Origin of the sequence: Vibrio bathopelagicus (assembly GCF_014879975.1) — a bacterium.
GTDB classification, from domain to species: domain Bacteria; phylum Pseudomonadota; class Gammaproteobacteria; order Enterobacterales; family Vibrionaceae; genus Vibrio; species Vibrio bathopelagicus.
Window position 1 is genome coordinate 1,405,227 of sequence record NZ_CP062500.1, and the last position, 17,435, is coordinate 1,422,661.

At 44.8% G+C, this 17,435-nt stretch carries 13 protein-coding genes; 9 read left to right on the top strand and 4 right to left on the bottom strand.

The features are described 5' to 3' along the window. Window positions 1-138 precede the first annotated feature (138 nt). Window positions 139-1,527: an aminodeoxychorismate synthase component I gene (gene pabB / locus IHV80_RS06300; RefSeq protein ID WP_192890452.1), complete on the bottom strand. Its 1,389-nt coding sequence runs from the start codon at window positions 1,525-1,527 to the stop codon at window positions 139-141. A 253-nt stretch (window positions 1,528-1,780) separates the two neighbouring features. Between pabB and IHV80_RS06305 the strand changes: the two genes are divergently transcribed. From IHV80_RS06305 to IHV80_RS06340, 8 genes are all read left to right on the top strand, one after another. Next, on the top strand, window positions 1,781-3,301 hold the full coding sequence (locus IHV80_RS06305; protein WP_192890453.1) for a fumarate hydratase: 1,521 nt from the start codon (window positions 1,781-1,783) through the stop codon (window positions 3,299-3,301). A 137-nt stretch (window positions 3,302-3,438) separates the two neighbouring features. Then, complete coding sequence (locus tag IHV80_RS06310; RefSeq protein ID WP_102433922.1) at window positions 3,439-3,624, top strand: hypothetical protein; 186 nt, start codon at window positions 3,439-3,441, stop codon at window positions 3,622-3,624. Between the two features lie 221 nt (window positions 3,625-3,845). Beyond that, a complete protein-coding gene (locus IHV80_RS06315) occupies window positions 3,846-5,219 on the top strand; it encodes a YcjX family GTP-binding protein (RefSeq protein WP_192890454.1) in 1,374 nt (457 codons plus the stop codon). Window positions 5,220-5,233: 14 nt separating this feature from the next. Beyond that, complete coding sequence (locus IHV80_RS06320; protein WP_192890455.1) at window positions 5,234-6,286, top strand: YcjF family protein; 1,053 nt, start codon at window positions 5,234-5,236, stop codon at window positions 6,284-6,286. Window positions 6,287-6,449: 163 nt separating this feature from the next. Next, on the top strand, window positions 6,450-7,994 hold the full coding sequence (tyrR, locus tag IHV80_RS06325) for a transcriptional regulator TyrR (protein WP_017108195.1): 1,545 nt from the start codon (window positions 6,450-6,452) through the stop codon (window positions 7,992-7,994). Between the two features lie 105 nt (window positions 7,995-8,099). Next, a complete protein-coding gene (rimJ, locus tag IHV80_RS06330; RefSeq protein ID WP_192890456.1) occupies window positions 8,100-8,687 on the top strand; it encodes a ribosomal protein S5-alanine N-acetyltransferase in 588 nt (195 codons plus the stop codon). Between the two features lie 151 nt (window positions 8,688-8,838). After that, the gene (locus IHV80_RS06335) at window positions 8,839-9,312 is read left to right on the top strand and encodes a DUF2947 domain-containing protein (RefSeq protein WP_029223379.1); all 474 of its coding nucleotides are present in this window, start codon (window positions 8,839-8,841) and stop codon (window positions 9,310-9,312) included. A gap of 256 nt (window positions 9,313-9,568) precedes the next feature. After that, entirely contained in the window at window positions 9,569-9,784 is a 216-nt protein-coding gene (locus IHV80_RS06340) for a hypothetical protein (protein WP_192890457.1), read from the top strand. A gap of 172 nt (window positions 9,785-9,956) precedes the next feature. Here IHV80_RS06340 and IHV80_RS06345 read toward each other — a convergent pair whose 3' ends face one another. The 3 genes from IHV80_RS06345 to IHV80_RS06355 all read right to left on the bottom strand — a co-directional run bounded on the left by IHV80_RS06345 (window position 9,957) and on the right by IHV80_RS06355 (window position 15,532). After that, the gene (locus IHV80_RS06345) at window positions 9,957-12,797 is read right to left on the bottom strand and encodes an Hsp70 family protein (RefSeq protein ID WP_192890458.1); all 2,841 of its coding nucleotides are present in this window, start codon (window positions 12,795-12,797) and stop codon (window positions 9,957-9,959) included. A gap of 138 nt (window positions 12,798-12,935) precedes the next feature. Further along, window positions 12,936-14,900, bottom strand: coding sequence for an Hsp70 family protein (locus tag IHV80_RS06350; RefSeq protein ID WP_192890459.1), 1,965 nt, complete (start codon window positions 14,898-14,900; stop codon window positions 12,936-12,938). Beyond that, complete coding sequence (locus IHV80_RS06355; protein ID WP_192890460.1) at window positions 14,900-15,532, bottom strand: DUF2760 domain-containing protein; 633 nt, start codon at window positions 15,530-15,532, stop codon at window positions 14,900-14,902. The genes IHV80_RS06350 and IHV80_RS06355 overlap by 1 nt, the downstream gene beginning before the upstream one ends. A 349-nt stretch (window positions 15,533-15,881) precedes the next feature. Here IHV80_RS06355 and IHV80_RS06360 point away from each other — a divergent pair, with 349 nt between their 5' ends. Beyond that, a complete protein-coding gene (locus tag IHV80_RS06360; protein WP_192890461.1) occupies window positions 15,882-17,420 on the top strand; it encodes a sensor domain-containing diguanylate cyclase in 1,539 nt (512 codons plus the stop codon). Window positions 17,421-17,435: the final 15 nt, after the last annotated feature.

Genomic DNA, 17,435 nt, shown 5'->3' on the forward strand with positions numbered 1-17,435 from the left:
TTCTAGTAGTCCCAAAAGTTAAAAGTTAAAAGTTAAAAGTTAAAAGTTAAAAGTTAAAAGTTAAAAGTTAAAAGTTAAAAGTCAAAATAGGAAACCCTAAGCAATCACATCAAGGCTTAGGGTTTGTTCTATTAAGGGCTATAGCTTTTCAAGTACGGGTAAAATACGACTCAGTTTGTCGAGTGTTTCTTGGTATTCAGAAGCACAATCACTATCAAATACCACACCACCGCCAGCCCAAGCATAAAGCGTGTCGTTCTCTGCGACTAATGTACGAATGGTAATGCTAGTGTCCATTCTGCTATTTCGGCTGATGTAGCCAATACTGCCGCAGTAAGCCGAACGTCGATGTGGTTCTAACTCCTCAATGATCTGCATTGCACGAACTTTTGGTGCGCCCGTAATCGAACCTCCAGGGAAGCAGGCTCTTAATAAATCAGTTGCTGAGTACTGAACATCCAGCTCTGCTCTAATGGTGCTGACCAAGTGGTGCACGGCAGGGAAGCTTTCAATATCAAACAACTTAGGTACGTGAACGGAGCCTGGCTTTGCGACTCTACCGATGTCATTGCGTAGTAGGTCGACGATCATCAGGTTTTCTGCCTGATCTTTTTCTGCTGCCGCTAAGTCTTGAGCATTGGCGTCGTCAATCATAGGTTCTTCAGAACGAGGACGTGTACCTTTGATTGGTTTAGTTTCAATGGTGCCACTATTGAGCTCTAAGAATCGTTCCGGAGAGACACTTAAGATTGCTGAGTGTTCAAGACGAATAAAACCAGAAAACGGCGCCGAGTTGTATTGCTCTAACTTTTCATAAGCGAGCCATTCGCTGCCTTGGTAATCGGCACGAAAGCGCTGAGCAAGGTTTATCTGATAACAGTCACCCGACAACAAGTACTCTTGAACGCTATCGAACTTATTGGCATAACTCTGCTCAGTCATATTAGATTGCCATGGGGTGGTTAATCCAAACTCCTGATGAGCTCGTTCTGTTTGTTCACTTTGCGATTGTTGTTGAGTTAACCAATCCCAATGGGTATCAATGTTTTGCCCAACAAGGAACGCAGCTTTAAGCTTGTGATCAACAATTACAGCCCATTCATACAATCCAACCGCCATGTCTGGCGCAGAAATATCACGCTTAGCAAGAGAGGGCAGAGCTTCTACTCGTCGCCCTAAATCGTAACTGAAGTAGCCTAAAGCGCCGCCAATGAAAGGCAGTTCAGGATGCTCACTGGTTGCGGGTAGCAATTGCTGCTGATATTGGTCGAGTAGTTCGAAAGGGTCTGACTCTGAAACCTCGCACGTCTCATTAACATTAACGGTCGTTTTTATACCGATTGTCTCGAAGGTGGCGATGGGTTGAGCAACCAAAATGTCGTATCGACTATCGACGTGGCTTTCTGAGGCAGAGCGTAATAGCATTGCCCACGGCACGCTTTCAATATGAGAAAACAGCTGTTTAGCTAAAGTTGATTGATATTCAAGCGGCTTGATTTGGATAGAGCGAAATTCGTTGTTATTCATTTGTTTAATTTGTGACAAAGAGTTCGATCACTGCATGGCGTGTGAGAGGAAGCAAGAGTATCATAAATTGAAAATAAAATGGGTTCTTGATTAGAACGGTGCAAACCACATGGTTTAGTTTAAAGCTATGCAAGCGATTGCTAAAGCAACTAAATACAGCTCAACATAATAAAAAGCTAAGCCAACTAATCCGGTTAGACAAAACAGTCAAACCAAGAACCCACATGGAACCAGAACAATAAAGAGGCATGCAATGACGGTTATTCGTAAGCAAGATGTGATCAGCAGTGTCGCTGACGCACTTCAGTACATTTCTTATTATCACCCTTTAGACTTTGTCCAAGCCCTAGAAAAAGCGTACGAGAAAGAAGAGAGCCAAGCAGCAAAAGATGCGATCGCTCAGATTCTGATTAACTCGCGTATGTCTGCGGAAGGCCATCGTCCAATTTGTCAGGATACGGGTATTGTTACTTGTTTCGTGAACATCGGTATGGATGTTAGGTGGGAAACGGATCAAACAGTACAACAAATGGTTGATGAAGGCGTTCGTCAAGCTTACAACAACCCAGATAACCCATTGCGTGCATCTGTCCTAATGGACCCAGCAGGTAAGCGTATTAATACTAAAGACAACACGCCAGCGGTTGTTCACATTAATATGGTTCCAGGTAACAAAGTTGAGATTCAAATCGCGGCAAAAGGCGGCGGTTCTGAGAACAAAACTAAGATGGTTATGCTTAACCCTTCTGATGATATTGCAGAATGGGTAGAGAAAACGCTGCCAACCATGGGCGCGGGCTGGTGTCCACCGGGCATGCTAGGTATAGGTATCGGCGGTACGGCTGAGAAAGCAGCGGTACTAGCAAAAGAATCTCTGATGGAACACATCGATATTCAAGAGCTTATCGAGAAAGGTCCTGAGAACGCTGAAGAAGAGCTTCGTTTAGACATCTTCAACCGTGTAAATAAACTGGGTATTGGCGCACAAGGTCTTGGCGGTCTAACGACTGTGGTTGACGTGAAAATCAAAACAGCACCAACTCACGCTGCATCTAAACCTGTTTGCTTGATCCCGAACTGTGCGGCAACGCGTCACGTACACTTCACATTAGATGGTAGCGGCCCTGCAGAGCTAACACCACCTAAGTTAGAAGAGTGGCCAGATATTACTTGGGAAGCAGGCGCAAATACACGCCGTGTTAACCTTGATGAAATTACTAAAGAAGACGTTCAAGAGTGGAAGACTGGCGAAACGGTTCTTCTATCAGGCAAGATCTTAACGGGTCGTGATGCTGCTCATAAGCGTATTCAAGGCATGCTTGAAAGTGGTGAAGGCCTACCAGAAGGTGTCGACCTGAAAGGTAAGTTCATTTACTACGTAGGCCCTGTTGATGCAGTAGGCGATGAAGCGGTAGGTCCTGCCGGTCCAACAACGTCTACTCGTATGGATAAGTTCACCGACATGATGCTCGAAGAAACCGGCATCATGGGTATGATTGGTAAAGCTGAGCGTGGCCCTGCAACCGTTGAATCAATCAAACAACATAAATCGGTTTACCTAATGGCCGTTGGCGGCGCCGCTTATCTTGTTGCAAAAGCGATTAAGAAAGCACGTGTTGTTGCGTTTGAAGATCTAGGTATGGAAGCGATCTACGAATTTGAAGTTGAAGACATGCCAGTAACGGTAGCGGTTGATTCTAATGGCGTGAACGCACACCAAATCGGTCCTGACACCTGGAAAGTGAAAATTGCAGAAGCTGAAAAAGCCAAATAAGAATTGGTTCCAGCGTTTGAATCACGACTTTTCATAGAAAGTTAAATACAAAAGTGCAGCATTATCTGCACTTTTGTCTTATTATCAATGATATAGTTATAAACACATCGTTTGATATAAGAACATAGGAGAGAGGAATGCCTCGTTTTATTCAGATCCTACAGATTATCTTGGCAGTGGTGATTGGTAGTTTCATTGGTTACGATTTGATCTTGCACGGAATCAGTATTTTTAACGAAAAGTACGTAACCATCACATGTGTATTATGGTTGATTGCTGAGATAACACTGTTTGTTATCTACAAGCTAATTGAAGACGATTAGTCTTACATCGTATAAAAATTTCAAAGCCCCTGATTATGAATGTAGTCAGGGGCTTTTATTCATCTAGCATTAAGAATGTATATTGCATACTAATCAACATAAGCAAAAAGCATCAACATTCAAACCTTCCCAGTAGGGGTTAGTCAGTAGGTTAACGTTTCAACTTTCCATCTCAGTAATTATTAAAAACCAGTTAGCCTATTTATCACGGAGTCGTTCAAATGAAACACCTAACTCAAGAAATGAGTGACTTTATAAGCAGAGGAACGGATTCTCACATTCGAGTAGCGGTCACGGGACTTTCTCGTGCAGGTAAAACAGCTTTCATTACCTCGTTGGTTAACCAGCTTCTTCATACCTCTACTCATCACAATTTACCGCTCCTTGCGTCAGCTAGAGAGGGAAGGATTATTGGCGCAAAGCGTATCCCTCAGCACAACATGATGATCCCGCGCTTTTCTTACGATGAAGCGATGGAGTCACTCAACGCGCAGCCACCAGAATGGCCAGTACCGACGCGTGATGTCAGTGAGATTCGCCTAGCCATCAAATATAAGCCTACTAAGGGCGCAAAAAAGCTACTGAGTAAAAACAGCACCCTTTATCTCGATATTGTCGATTACCCGGGCGAATGGCTGCTTGATTTACCCTTATTGGATATGGATTTTGATACCTGGAGTCAGTCTCAATTCGCTGCGTTGAAAGGTGACAGAGCAATGTATTCGCAAGAATGGAATACTATGCGCGGTGACATCAACTTATTAGCGGAAGCGGACGAAAAGAAGTTGGTCGCCATTGCCGATAGTTATACTCAATATCTGCATACTTGTAAGAGTAATGGACTGCACTGGGTGCAACCAGGTCGATTCGTATTACCGGGTGAGCTTGAAGGCGCACCTGTATTGCAATTTTTCCCGTGTGTAGTGCCCGAGGGTAAGTTCTCTAAAACAAGTAACTACGCTGTATTGAAAGCGCGTTATGAAGAGTACCAACAGAAGGTTGTGAAAGCGTTCTATAAGAATCACTTTGCCACGTTTGACCGACAAATTGTGCTGGTGGATTGCTTACAGCCACTTAATGCGGGTTATGACTCTTTCATGGACATGCGTGGTGCGTTAGAGCAGTTACTAAAAAGCTTTAAGTACGGTCGAAGCAATATGCTAAGACGCTTGTTTGCACCGAAGATTGACAAGATCTTATTTGCGGCCACCAAAGCTGACCATGTAACACCAGACCAGCATCCAAATTTGGTATCACTGTTACAGCAGATGGTGCACCCAGCGTGGCAACAGGCGGCGTTTGAACATATCGACATGAGTTGTATGAGCATCGCGTCTATTCAAGCGACGAGCGCGGGTTATATCTCGTCAGGTTCATCGAATGTTCCTGCATTGCAGGGCGTCACCTTGGATAACGTGCCTCAAACCATGTATCCAGGTGAGGTGCCGCGTAAACTGCCCAATAAGCAGTATTGGGAAACCAACCAGTTTGATTTCACGAGCTTTAGGCCAATGGAGCAACACTCCGATGAGCCTTGTCAGCATCTAAGAGTCGACAAGGTCTTAGAGTATCTCATTGGCGACAAGTTGAAGTAATTGAGGCAAACAGTATGAGTGAGTTAAAAACGAAACAGGTCTTTGATGAACCGTTGAAGACCTCTTTCGATGAGCCGGATAAGAATGAAGTTAGTCCAGACTTGGGCGCCCAACAGTTATTCACAGAACAAGAGAAATTTGTCCCCGCCGCGCCACAAGTGGAAACCGACCTTGATGGTGAAGCTGAGCAGCAACTGGAACAAGTGATTCGACCGAGCAAAAAGAAGAAGTGGTTTGGAACGGGCTTACTTGTCGCTTTCTCCGGTTTAGTGGGTTGGCAAGCGATTGACTCTGTAATTACTGCTATTCAAACCGCTGACTGGTTAGCTTTAGGTTGGGCAGGCTTCATCGCTGCCATTGCTTCATTGGGTTTAGGCGCAATAGGCAAAGAGCTGTGGAAGCTGCGTTCGCTGAAAGACCATTTCAGTGTGCAAGAGCAGAGTGAAGAACTGTTAAAAAGCCAGAGCGTTGGTAAAGGCAAAGCGTTCTGTGAAAATATTGCCAAGCAGGGCGGTATAGTCGCTGAGTCTCCTTCGTATGATAAGTGGCGAAACAGTATTAACCCAGCGCACAGCGATGCTGAAGTGTTGGATATGTACGATGCGTTGGTCGTGAGTCAACAAGATAAAGTAGCCACCCAAATTGTAACTAAGTTCTCTACGGAATCGGCGGCCTTGGTTGCTGTGAGCCCATTAGCGGCAGCAGATATGTTGCTGGTGGCGTGGCGTAATTTCACCATGATAGACAAGCTTGCCGACGTCTATGGCATTGAGCTTGGCTATTGGTCTCGCATTAAGTTGTTCAAGTTGGTGTTAATCAACATGGCAGCGGCAGGGGCGAGTGAGTTGGCGATTGATGCGAGCATGGACTTAGTCTCGATGGATCTTGCGGGTAAAGTATCAGCAAGAGCAGGACAAGGTCTTGGTGTTGGTATTCTTACTGCACGTCTCGGGTTGAAAGCGATGTCATTGCTTCGACCTATGCCTTGGCACAATGATCGAAAAGTAAAATTATCAGACCTCCGCAAAGCCGTCCTTTCTGAAATAAAGCGCATTACGCTGAAATAAAGTGGACTGCTTATCTATAAGCGAACGACTTACCAATAAAATGCACGATACTGAGTAGTTTACGAGCGAAGAGTAAACATATGTTTACTCTTCTTCTTGACTGAACTTAGAGCTTAATTCACACTACTGTCAACTTATCCTGACACCTATAATAGGACTATTTGTGCGTCTTGAAGTATTGTGTGAAGACAGACTCGGCTTAACGCGTGAGTTGCTCGATATCTTGGCCTCAAAAAGCATTGATTTAAGAGGAATCGAAATTGATGTTAAAGGCATAATTTACCTAAACTGCCCTGATATTAATTTTGATGCTTTTAGTGAACTTATGGCTGAAATTCGCCGAATTTCAGGTGTGAAGGATGTACGTAAAATCCAATTTATGCCGAGCGAAAGGCATAATACCGAACTGATTGCTCTGCTTGCTAACCTGCCAGATCCCGTGATTGCGATTGACCTTAAAGGCTCAGTCGACATGGCGAACCACGCTGCATTGAACCTATTCGGCAAGCAAGAAGACGAAGTCATCGGTGAGCCGCTAGCGACGTTTGTTCCTAGCTTTAACTTTGCTCGCTGGATCGAAGGCGATGTGACGCGCCATCGTGAAGTCGTGGTGTTAGAAGGTTTGGACTTCTCTATCGAGATACTGCCGATTTATCTTGGTGGTGACGTTAACGAAGCGGTGTTGGCGAGCGCAGTAATGACGATTCGTTCTTGTAATCAAGAGATGAACTCGCCAGATTCAATCCCTGAACAGAACAACCTAGGTTTTGAACACTTTGTTGGTGTCTCTAATCGCCATAAAGCCTTGATCAGCCAAGCTAAGAAATTGGCTATGCTGGATCAGCCTCTACTTATTGAAGGGGACACAGGTACGGGCAAAGAGATGTTGGCTAAAGCCTGTCATAACCGTTCGAACCGAGCGTCTTTCCCATTTTTGATTTTAAGCTGTGCATCAATGCCTGATGACGTGGCTGAAACTGAGTTGTTTGGTCATGCTCCGGGTTCATTCAATCATGAACAAGGTCATAAAGGCATTTTCGAACAAGCGAATGGCGGCACAGTATTTTTAGATGAAATTGGCGAAATGAGCCCACACCTACAAATCAAACTGCTGCGTTTCCTTCAAGATGGTTCATTCCGACGCGTAGGCGAAGAAGAAGAGATGCACGCTGATGTGCGCATTATCGCTTCAACACGTCACCGCCTTTCTGAATTAGCAGACTCAGGTTCATTCCGTGAAGATTTGTTCTACCGTTTAAACGTTTTGACTCTGTCTATTCCGGCACTGCGCGAACGCTCAAACGATGTGGCACCGTTGTTGGAACTCTTTGTCGCGAAATACGCACAGCAATTGGGTATGTTAAAACCAAAACTGACGGTAGAACTAATCGATCAGTTGGGTAACTACCAATGGCCGGGCAACATCCGTCAACTTGATAATATGGTGCTTCGTGCATTGACTGAGCTGGATTCGGACACGTTAACCGTTGAGCAATTCCACTTGCCTCAACTTGAAACTATGACGGCAGGAATGGCGAACTTAAGTTTAGACGGTTCACTCGATGAGATCATGAAAGACTACGAGTCGCAGATTCTAGAGAAGCTGTATCAGTCGTTCCCATCGAGCCGTAAGCTAGCAAAACGTTTGAATGTTTCTCACACTTCGATTGCGAACAAACTTCGCGATTACGGTATCAGAAAGAACTGATTGAGCCCGTTTAGTAAACTCTATTGAGTAAGTAAATGGTCTTGAGCAAATAAACAAAAAGACTAGTAACGAAACAAGACCAGTTAACGGAAGAAGAACAAGCGAATGGAAGATCTGAGCACACCAGAGCGTATTTATAAGCGCGATGGCAATCTGATTCTAAGAACCGCTGAAATCGACGACGCGGCGATGATCAGTGAGTACTTTCAGGTTAATAAAGAATACCTAAAGCCTTGGGAACCGATTCGTGAAGCGGTTTTCTTTGAAAGAGCCGGATGGGCGCAACGACTGATTAAGCTGAACGAGCTTCATAAAATGGGGCTAGGCTATTACTGTTTGCTTATTAATGATGACACCAACGAAATGTTGGGCACCATTTCATTCAGCAATCTGTCTCGATTCCCTTTCTATGCGTGTAATGTCGGCTATTCGATTGCTGAAAGTGCACAAGGCCACGGCTACATGCGCAGGGGCTTAAGCATGGCAAAGGACTATATGTTTGATGTTCAGAACATGCATCGTTTGATGGCGGGTTATATGCCCCATAATGAGCGCAGCGCTGGTGTGTTGGAACATTTAGGTTTTGTTCGTGAAGGCTTTGCCAAAGATTATTTGCAGATCAACGGTAAATGGGAAGACCATATACTGACTGCATTAATTAACCCGAATTGGGAAGATAGGCGTGCTGTGTAGAGGCTAATAGTCATTAAGCGTAAGTATCAATTAAACGTAAATACAGATTTAGAGGCAGTGACGAACACAGATAAAATGAAACCGTCACTGTATCAAAAGAGCATATAGGCATGGAAATCCATAAGCCTAAGAAGAAATTTGAGGAATTTTGATGTCATATACAACTTTGGACGAATACCAAAGAAAATGGATTTTTACTCACCAGTCGATGCCATTACCAGCAGAGGACTTGGAAAAGATTAAACCAATGACACAGGCAAGGGCGTCTCAGTTTTGGAAAGAGAATGTAAGCCCTCAAAGCCCTGATGCTGAAAGACTTAGCTCGCAAGACTGGCCGAGCAAGGCATCTAACTGGAATGAAGAGATCAGCTGGATGGCAAATTGGGAAGCCGATGAGCCTGAAATGCCAGAAGAGATCCTTAACTTCATTGATTGGCAAGATGACGTAACTGTTTATTTTTGTTATGAAAAATATAATATTCTTGAAACTAAGTGGTCGGTTTTTAAGAAGCACTGGAAGAACTTTTTGTTCTACGATGATGGCCCAATTTTGCTAGGTCGCCGTCGCTCTGAAGCACTTTGGTTTGCAACAAACGGTACCGTTAAAATTGGTAACCGAGCTTAAGTAAGATATTAGTTAATCAAGCCAATGTTGGACAAATGATTGATAAAAAGCGAGCTCTGAGCTCGCTTTTTTTGTACATAAAGATCGTCGAGGATCATTGATAAATACACGCCACTTTAAGCCGAGTTCTGATGAGGTTTTTCGTTAGCTTAGAGCTAGTAATTTTCGAAATTGAGATCGCTATCTCATTGGCTTAGTTGAAGTTTTGTGGGTTTGGGTTATCTTTATAGTACTGCCTTAGTGGAGGTGAAGTATTATGATTTGGGATACTCTCGAACGTGTAAATAAACTTCGCAAGGAAGCAATGGAGGATCCAGAGTTTTTGGATTCGGCAAAAATGCATGAGCAATGGCTTTTAAGCGAAACTCATAATCAATCTAAGAATGGAGAAAAAGAGAAGAAACCGAAAAAGTTAGCAGATATTTATGAAAACACCGAATTTCCTATCAACCCAACCGGAACGAAACATTAATAATGATTAACTGCAATACGGCTAAGGCTCTTAACCAAAAAGCGATAAGTCGACGACACATACCAGCCTTAAGCCACCAATAAAAAAGCCACTTTCAACGAACCGAAAGTGGCTTTTTCTTTTCTCGTTAGCTTCTTTACTCATTAACAACTAAAGCTAATCGTTTTTAAAGCTAGCTATTGATTAGGCTTAAACCGCTTGGTAATGCATCACCAAATACACGCTTAGACTCGCTCTCAGAAAGCTCAGTGACTTCACTTACTAGCGTTAGCCAAGACTCTGGCACCTTGCTTTGCTTTAATTTTTCAAGAATCTGAGCACGGTAGTCATCAGATATATCGAACTGTCGGTCACCCGTCTTACGACAAATCATCACAGCCGCGAAGGCAATCATCTGCTCTTTCTGCCAATTCTGGTCAAGTAGCTTTGGTAACCACTGTTCTGCTTGCTCTCTTGGAATGACGCTGTGTTGGCTTCCGTATAAAGGTGTACGAGATGCTAAGCGACCCAGAGCCCACCAGTGAGCTTGTTCAAACTGATTATGGTTAATCGCTTTGCTTAAGAACCAAGTCGCTAATAGAACCTTATCTTCCACTTCAAGTTGCTCAAGTGACGCAGCTAATCTCACCATGGCTTCATAGCCGTTGTCTTGCGCATCTTTAGCTGTCTTAGGGTTCTTCATTGCACCTGGGTGAAGGTACTTCGCAATGTCAGCCAAGATGGTTTCTTGCTGTTCCTGATTTAAGCCACCTGCAACACGACGCCAGAATACCCACCAGTCTGTCCAACCTTGGTGGTTCTGGAACTGGATATTCTGTTGGTAAAGGCCCCAAATTTGTTCGATACGCCATGAGTCCGTTGGATCACCAAAGCCAGGACGCAGCGAGTAACCCGCTAAACGTAGCCAGTTCTTCTCGTGTGCTTCTGAGCGACGACGACGTTTGCGACCTAATGAGAAGCTATCGAATAAGTGACGAAGGGTCGTGAAGTCCCACTCATCGCGTTTACCGAGTCGTTTCTCAAGATCTTTGGCCAGTGTTTTGATCTCTTTAGACTCAGCACTTTTCTTGTTGCCGCTGTACAGACGAGAAATCAAATCCTTACACTCATCCAATCTTGGATGAAGTTTAGAGTTGTCGGATTCATCGCCTTGCTTGTTTCTGACTTCGAACTCAAGCAACCAACGCTTAGCGTCATCTTCCGTACTCACACACTCCATTTTCAATGTGCCGACTTCGGTTAATTGACAAGCGAGCAATACTTCAACGCGCTCCTTTTGGTTGGCTTGAAGCTCTGCAGTACCAGACCCTTCCAGCGTAGAAATATAAGGTGGAAGAGGGGAGAACAAGTCAGCATCGACATTGACCATCACACCATTTTGAATGGCGGTGTCATGAGCAATTTGATCGTGCGTTGAAGTCAGTAGATTGAAACGGACCGGCTCACCCAAAGTCAGTGAGAAACGACGGCTGTTCAAACGTATTTCTTGGCCTTCTTCTGTCCCTTTGGCAAGCAGACAAAGTGCTTTGCCCATCTTGTTCTTTTCTTGTAGATGTAAGAAGTAAGAACGAGCCGCACCGCCACCGATTTTCAGTTGCGCACCACGGCGAGCTTTGCCAAAGGCCACGGCGCCCAATGCCACAGACCAATCCGGATGAGGGTTATCTAGGACGGTGATTGGCGCACCATTCCAATTGCCAAGTAACTGAGTAATACGTTCAGTGACAAGCTCACTGTTGAACACACCACCATTGAGTAGCACACCGACAGGTATTGCTGGTTTTGTCTCATCAAATTCGATTGCACTGGATTTCTCTAGTGCCGCTTTTGATACTTGCTGGTGTGTTGCTAGGAATTCGGCAACGTGCTTACTTACAGCAGGATCTGCTGCGTAGGGTAGGCCGAACTCTACAACCGCGCTGCGGCGTTTGTCTGGCACTTCAGTGAACTCAGAAAGTGGGAAGAAACCTTCTAGTGCGATCTGGTGAACTTCTTGTTTGGTTAAACCAATACTCTTCGTACCGCCAAGCAGTTTTGAACCGCCGCCCAGCATGGTGATCTTCACATCGTCTGGCGCATTAGCAGAAAGCAGGCTCTCTTTTGCGGCGCGAGTCTGTTGAATCAGTTTAGTCAGGCTAGACGCATTCAACTTTTTGTTTTGATTGAAGCGTTGCTCTGCAAGGTGAGCAAGGGCCAAATCGAGGTTATCACCGCCGAGCATTAAGTGTTCACCAACGCCAATACGGTCGAGGGCGAGTTCTTGGTCGTCGCCATTATTCGAGTTGAAGCTTGCTTCGATCAAACTTAAATCGGTGGTACCACCGCCGACATCACACACTAGAATCAGCGGGATCTGTTGAAGTTCGTCTGCAGCGGTTTGTTGGTGACGTGCATACCAGTCATAACAAACGGCTTGTGGCTCTTCGAGTAACAGAATCTTACCTAAGCCCGCCAGTTCTGCCGCTTCGAGTGTCAGCTTACGTGCTGTCTCATCGAATGAAGCGGGAACAGTCACTACAACGTCTTGGTCTTCAAGCTTGTTGCTTGGGTTGCGGTAGTTCCATGCTTGACGGATGTGGTTGAGGTAGCTTGCGCTTGCAACAACAGGAGACACCTTATCGACGTCAGTTGCGCCTGCCCAAGGCAGAATGTCGGAGTTACGATCAACCGCTTGGTGAGATAACCAGCTCTTAGCACTGGATACTTGGCGGCCTTCGACTTTTGCGCCCAGTTCGCGCGCCCATTCACCTACGATGACGTTTTGAATATCACCTTCAACCAAGCTCGGTTCCCAAGGCATGGTGAGATCGGAAGGAGAGATCTGACCTTGTGCCGGATGGTAACGAAATGAAGGAAGTAACGGTTTACGAACCACTTCACCGGGGCCGATGAGTTGGTCAATATCGAAAAGTGAAACGGGAGCATGTTGTAGGTCGTCGTTGATTTCACAGTAGGCAACCACAGTGTTGGTTGTGCCTAAGTCAATACCGACTAAAAAACGAGGAGATGCCATACAAAACCTTATTCTGTCAAAGTGATGACCAGTTAATGGATAGTCTTGGTCTTATTATTGTCTTTGGAATGCTTTTAATACAGGGCTAGGGAATCGCATTGATAAAGTAACGGCACCCGTTAAGGTGCCGTTGATTCATTATGCTTCTTCGTTTGAGTCGCTATTCGTATCTTCACGAACGTCGAACTCAACGTGCCATTTCTGACCATTGTCAGTGGCAATCGCTTCTAGGTATAACGTGCCTAATTCAGTAACGCGAGAAGCCAAAGTAACCGGAACCACTTCACCTTCGCGACGGCCTTCAGAAACAGGCAGTGTCACTTGGATTTCCGGAAGTTCATCAAGCTCTTCTGGTGTCCAATGATCAAGGTGAGTACCCGCTTCATCTTCACGGCGTGTAGTTGAACCGAAGAATTGGAAGTGAACAGGCTGGCCAATCACTAGACCAAACTCTTGGCTAGGCACTTGTACGCTTGAACCTTCTTCCATACCAAATGGTGCAACACACAGTGCTTCCATAGGAGGAGCCATACCTGGGATTGCTGGCATCGCGCTCTCGATTCCTACGTAGTAAGAAGAGGCGATACCACCGCGGATACGAACGCCTTGACCACGACGTACAGCGCCGTAGTATGAAGCGCCGCTTGCAACCGCTAGGTCTAGGTCTAAGCCTGAAAGCTGTTTAGCAAATTCTGCATCAGCATTGATCAACCATTCGTTGATGGTGTCTGAAAGACGATCAGCAAGCAGGTTAGATTTTAGAACGCCACCATTGAACAGGATCGCTGTTGGTTTGATGAAGTCTGCTGCAGGCGCTTCTGTACCTGGCATACCGGGCATGTTTGCAAACGGGTTGAAATCTTGCTGAGCCGTTTCACTATTTCCAGAAAGCGCGTTCGCTTGCTTAGAAAGGAACGCGGCAATATGACGAGTGATGCCCGCATCTTGCGCGTAAGGCAAACCCATTTGAGTCAGTGCACCACGTGTCTTTTGTACTGGGTGCTCTGTCACAGCGACTTGTGGGAAGAAGCCATCAACCAATGTTTGTTGTACTTCTTGCTGAGTCAGTTCTGTTTTTAGTGTCGCGCCAAGTAGTTTAGAACCACGGCTAGGTACTACGATCGGCACAGATTGCAGTTCAGCGTCGTTAAGCAATGCTTCTTTCGCATCACGACACGCGTGAGTCATAGCTTGAACTTGCCAAGGAGCCAATTCTTTGCCTTCTTGAGCCAGTTTCATTTTCAGACGGTAAGCGAGCGCCAAATCCATGTTGTCGCCGCCAAGTAGGATGTGTTCACCTACTGCGATACGGTTCAGACTTAGGTTGCCTTCATCTTGTGTTACTTCAACTAACGAAAGGTCAGTCGTACCACCACCGATATCGACAACAAGCACGATGTCGCCAACGTTCACTTCATCACGCCATGTGTCGTTGCTGTTATCAATCCAGCTGTAAAGAGCTGCTTGTGGCTCTTCTAGAAGCGTTAGGTGAGTGAAACCAACATTACGCGCAGCTTCAGCCGTTAGGTCACGAGCCGCAGGATCAAACGAAGCTGGAACGGTGATCGTTACATCTTGGTCTGCCAGTTTATGTTCTGGATTTGAGTGGTTCCAAGCGTCTTTAAGATGCTCAAGGTACAATTCAGTTGTCTTAAGCGGAGATACTTTTTCAACTTCCTCAGGGCTGCCTGCAGGAAGGAAAGCATCGCGACGGTTCACACCACCGTGGCATAACCAAGATTTTGCACTGGCGACCAAACGGATAGGGGTTTTAGAACCAAGGTTACGAGCAATCGCACCCACTAGCGCTTTCGGCTCTGAAGACCAAGGCAGAACGCGAGAGCCCGCATTCATTTCATGTTCGTGTGGTTGGTATAGGAACGAGCCAAGTTGGCTGCGAGTTTCTACTGTACCAGGAGCCGTCAGTTGAGGGATTTGCATCACCTCTACGCGAGCATCTTCATTGCTTGTGTCGATGTAAGACAAAACGCAGTGTGTGGTACCTAAATCGATACCAACACTGAACTTAGGTACCTGATGTTGCTCTTGAGAAGATAGTTCTTGTGAATGCATCTGCGATGATGGCTGAGTTTGGTGTTCCATTATAGCTCCACCTCTGCCGGTGCAATCACAGATGCATCGTAGTTCTCAGCAAGTTTAGGCAGGTTCATGTCAGTTGCTTTCCAACCTTTGTGAACCAATGTGCCATTGAACGGTGCGTTACCCGTTACATTGCCTGTTAGGCGAATTTCTTGTGGGTTGAAGCCTTCAACAACCGTGATACGCGTTTCTTCATCTTCAGTGCGGATGTGAGAAAGCGTTACGTAATCTGCTAGTACTTTTTTACCGCCAGTGTGAATAACACGTGCTGCTGCACCAACTTCTTCATCAGAGAATGACGTTAGGTCTTCTTTTAGGAAGTCAATTAAGCGCGCTTCTTGCTGCATGATAGACAGTAATTGCATTGCTGAATCAGTCGGTGCTGTTGCTAGCTTAGATTCAACTTCTACTACTTTTTCGATAACACGTTCAACTTCGACAACTTTCTCTACTTCGACAATTTTCTCAACTGGCTTTTCAACTTCAACGATCTTTTCTACTGGTTTTTCTACGACTTTCTCAACCACTTTGGATTTACGAGAAACGGCAATTAGCAGTAGTAAAACGCTTGATGCAGTTAGGCCTGCGTGAAGCATATCAAACGTTTGTGGAATTAGGTTCAAATCAACGATCATAGTGATTTCTCTTTAAAATTGATTTAACGGTATATTCGTCGGTTCAAAGGAATATACAGGTTGGAAAGAAACTCAGTGGCACGAAACCGAAATGGTCACTTTCAAGCTATAAATATGGATGGATACTAGCATATTCAAGGCCTAAGAGTGGTATTTAATGTTTTTAATCAAGTGGGTTTTTGGTGTGTTAGCTTGAAATTTAGTCGAGATTCGTTCGAATATTGGCCGTCGATGTAAGCGTGAGGTAAACTGTGCTCGTTTTATGTCATTTTTAAGATGAAAACTTAAATGGAGCATCATTCCCTTTCGTTATATACTTTTAACTCATTAAAGCCTATTTGGAACACCTATGCCGCATACTACCGACCCACTCACTGGGTTGAAGAGACGCACTCTCCCACTGGTCGTATTTTCGGTCAGTTTTTTGATTACAGTGTTGTGTTTTATATTAGTCGCGCTCAACCAAAACCGTGCGTTGAACATGAATTTGGATAGCTTCGCGAAGCACCAAACACTGAGCTTGGAAGCGTTTATCGATAATGATGTGGCTTACATAGGTTCCGGCGCTAATTTCTTCTATTCTAATGACCCCGAAAACTGGGATAAATTTGACCGTTTTGCTCAGCAAACCATTAACGGTTCAAAAAGCTTAATCGGCTTGCAGTGGATGCAAAAGGTACCAGCAGATGAGATAGCTCAACACACCGCGCAGATGGAAGAAAAGTACCCGTTTTACAAACTGTTCACCATCCCAAAACACGAAGCAAAAGCCTTCGGCTATGTTTTGGATGGTGAGTCTGCTTATATTGCTACCGATATCTATCCCAACACCGAAGCAAACGACAAAGTTCTCGGCTTTTACTCATCTCGTGAGCGATTTAAGCTCATCTTAGAAAATATCAAACAGACACGCCAAGCGAATATTTCAGACAAAGTTCGTCTGTTACAAGATGGTTTAGACCAAGACACTCCAAAAAGTGGCATGTTGGTTTATCACCCTGTGTTTGAAGGTGAGAGTGACAATTTGCTTGGTGTTGTGATTGGTGTGGTTCGTACCACGTATTACTTTGAGAACTTGCTGGCATCTGTGGTAGGTGATATGGATGTTTACATTCGTGTTACTGATACTGGGTTCGAAGCGGAAGACTCGCCGATCCTATTTGAAACCGATGGATATGAAGGCGTAACTGGGCACCATATAACTAAAACAATTGCATTGACTAACCGTGATTGGAAGATCGACTACAAGATAGATTCATGTATTTCTTTTTATGGCTATCTGGTATTAACAGGGATCGCTTTGGTGGGTACAACCATCTCGTTGTTGTTAGCGTACATCGTTAACATGCAAATTAGAGAGAAAGAACGCTTGTATCAAATGCTGGACAAAAGGACGGAGGAACTTCGTTTCTTAGCGAACCATGATAGTTTGACAGAGATTTATAACAGACGTGCTTTCAATAAGATGCTCGATAAGGCGATTCAGCGCAGAGAGCCCTTTAGCTTGATTGGATTTGATATCGATAGATTCAAAGGAATCAATGATCAATTTGGTCATCCTGCTGGAGATGCCTTGCTTGTCCATGTGATTAAGTTGATCTCTCTGAACTTGAAAGAAGGTGATAACCAGTTTCGCATAGGGGGCGATGAATTCTGCATCATTTCAAGTATTACAGATCACGAAGCGTTAGAGCGATACCTAGAATGCATATTAAATACAGTGAACCACTCTCATTGTGAGCACAAAGGTCAACAGTTAAGCTGTACTCTGAGTATCGGTGCTGCCATTCATGTTAATGAGAACACCGAAGAGATATTGCAAAAAACAGACAGCATGCTTTACCAAAGTAAGTCTAATGGTCGAAATCGAGTCACAATTGCAGGCTAAATGAGCACTTGGTGC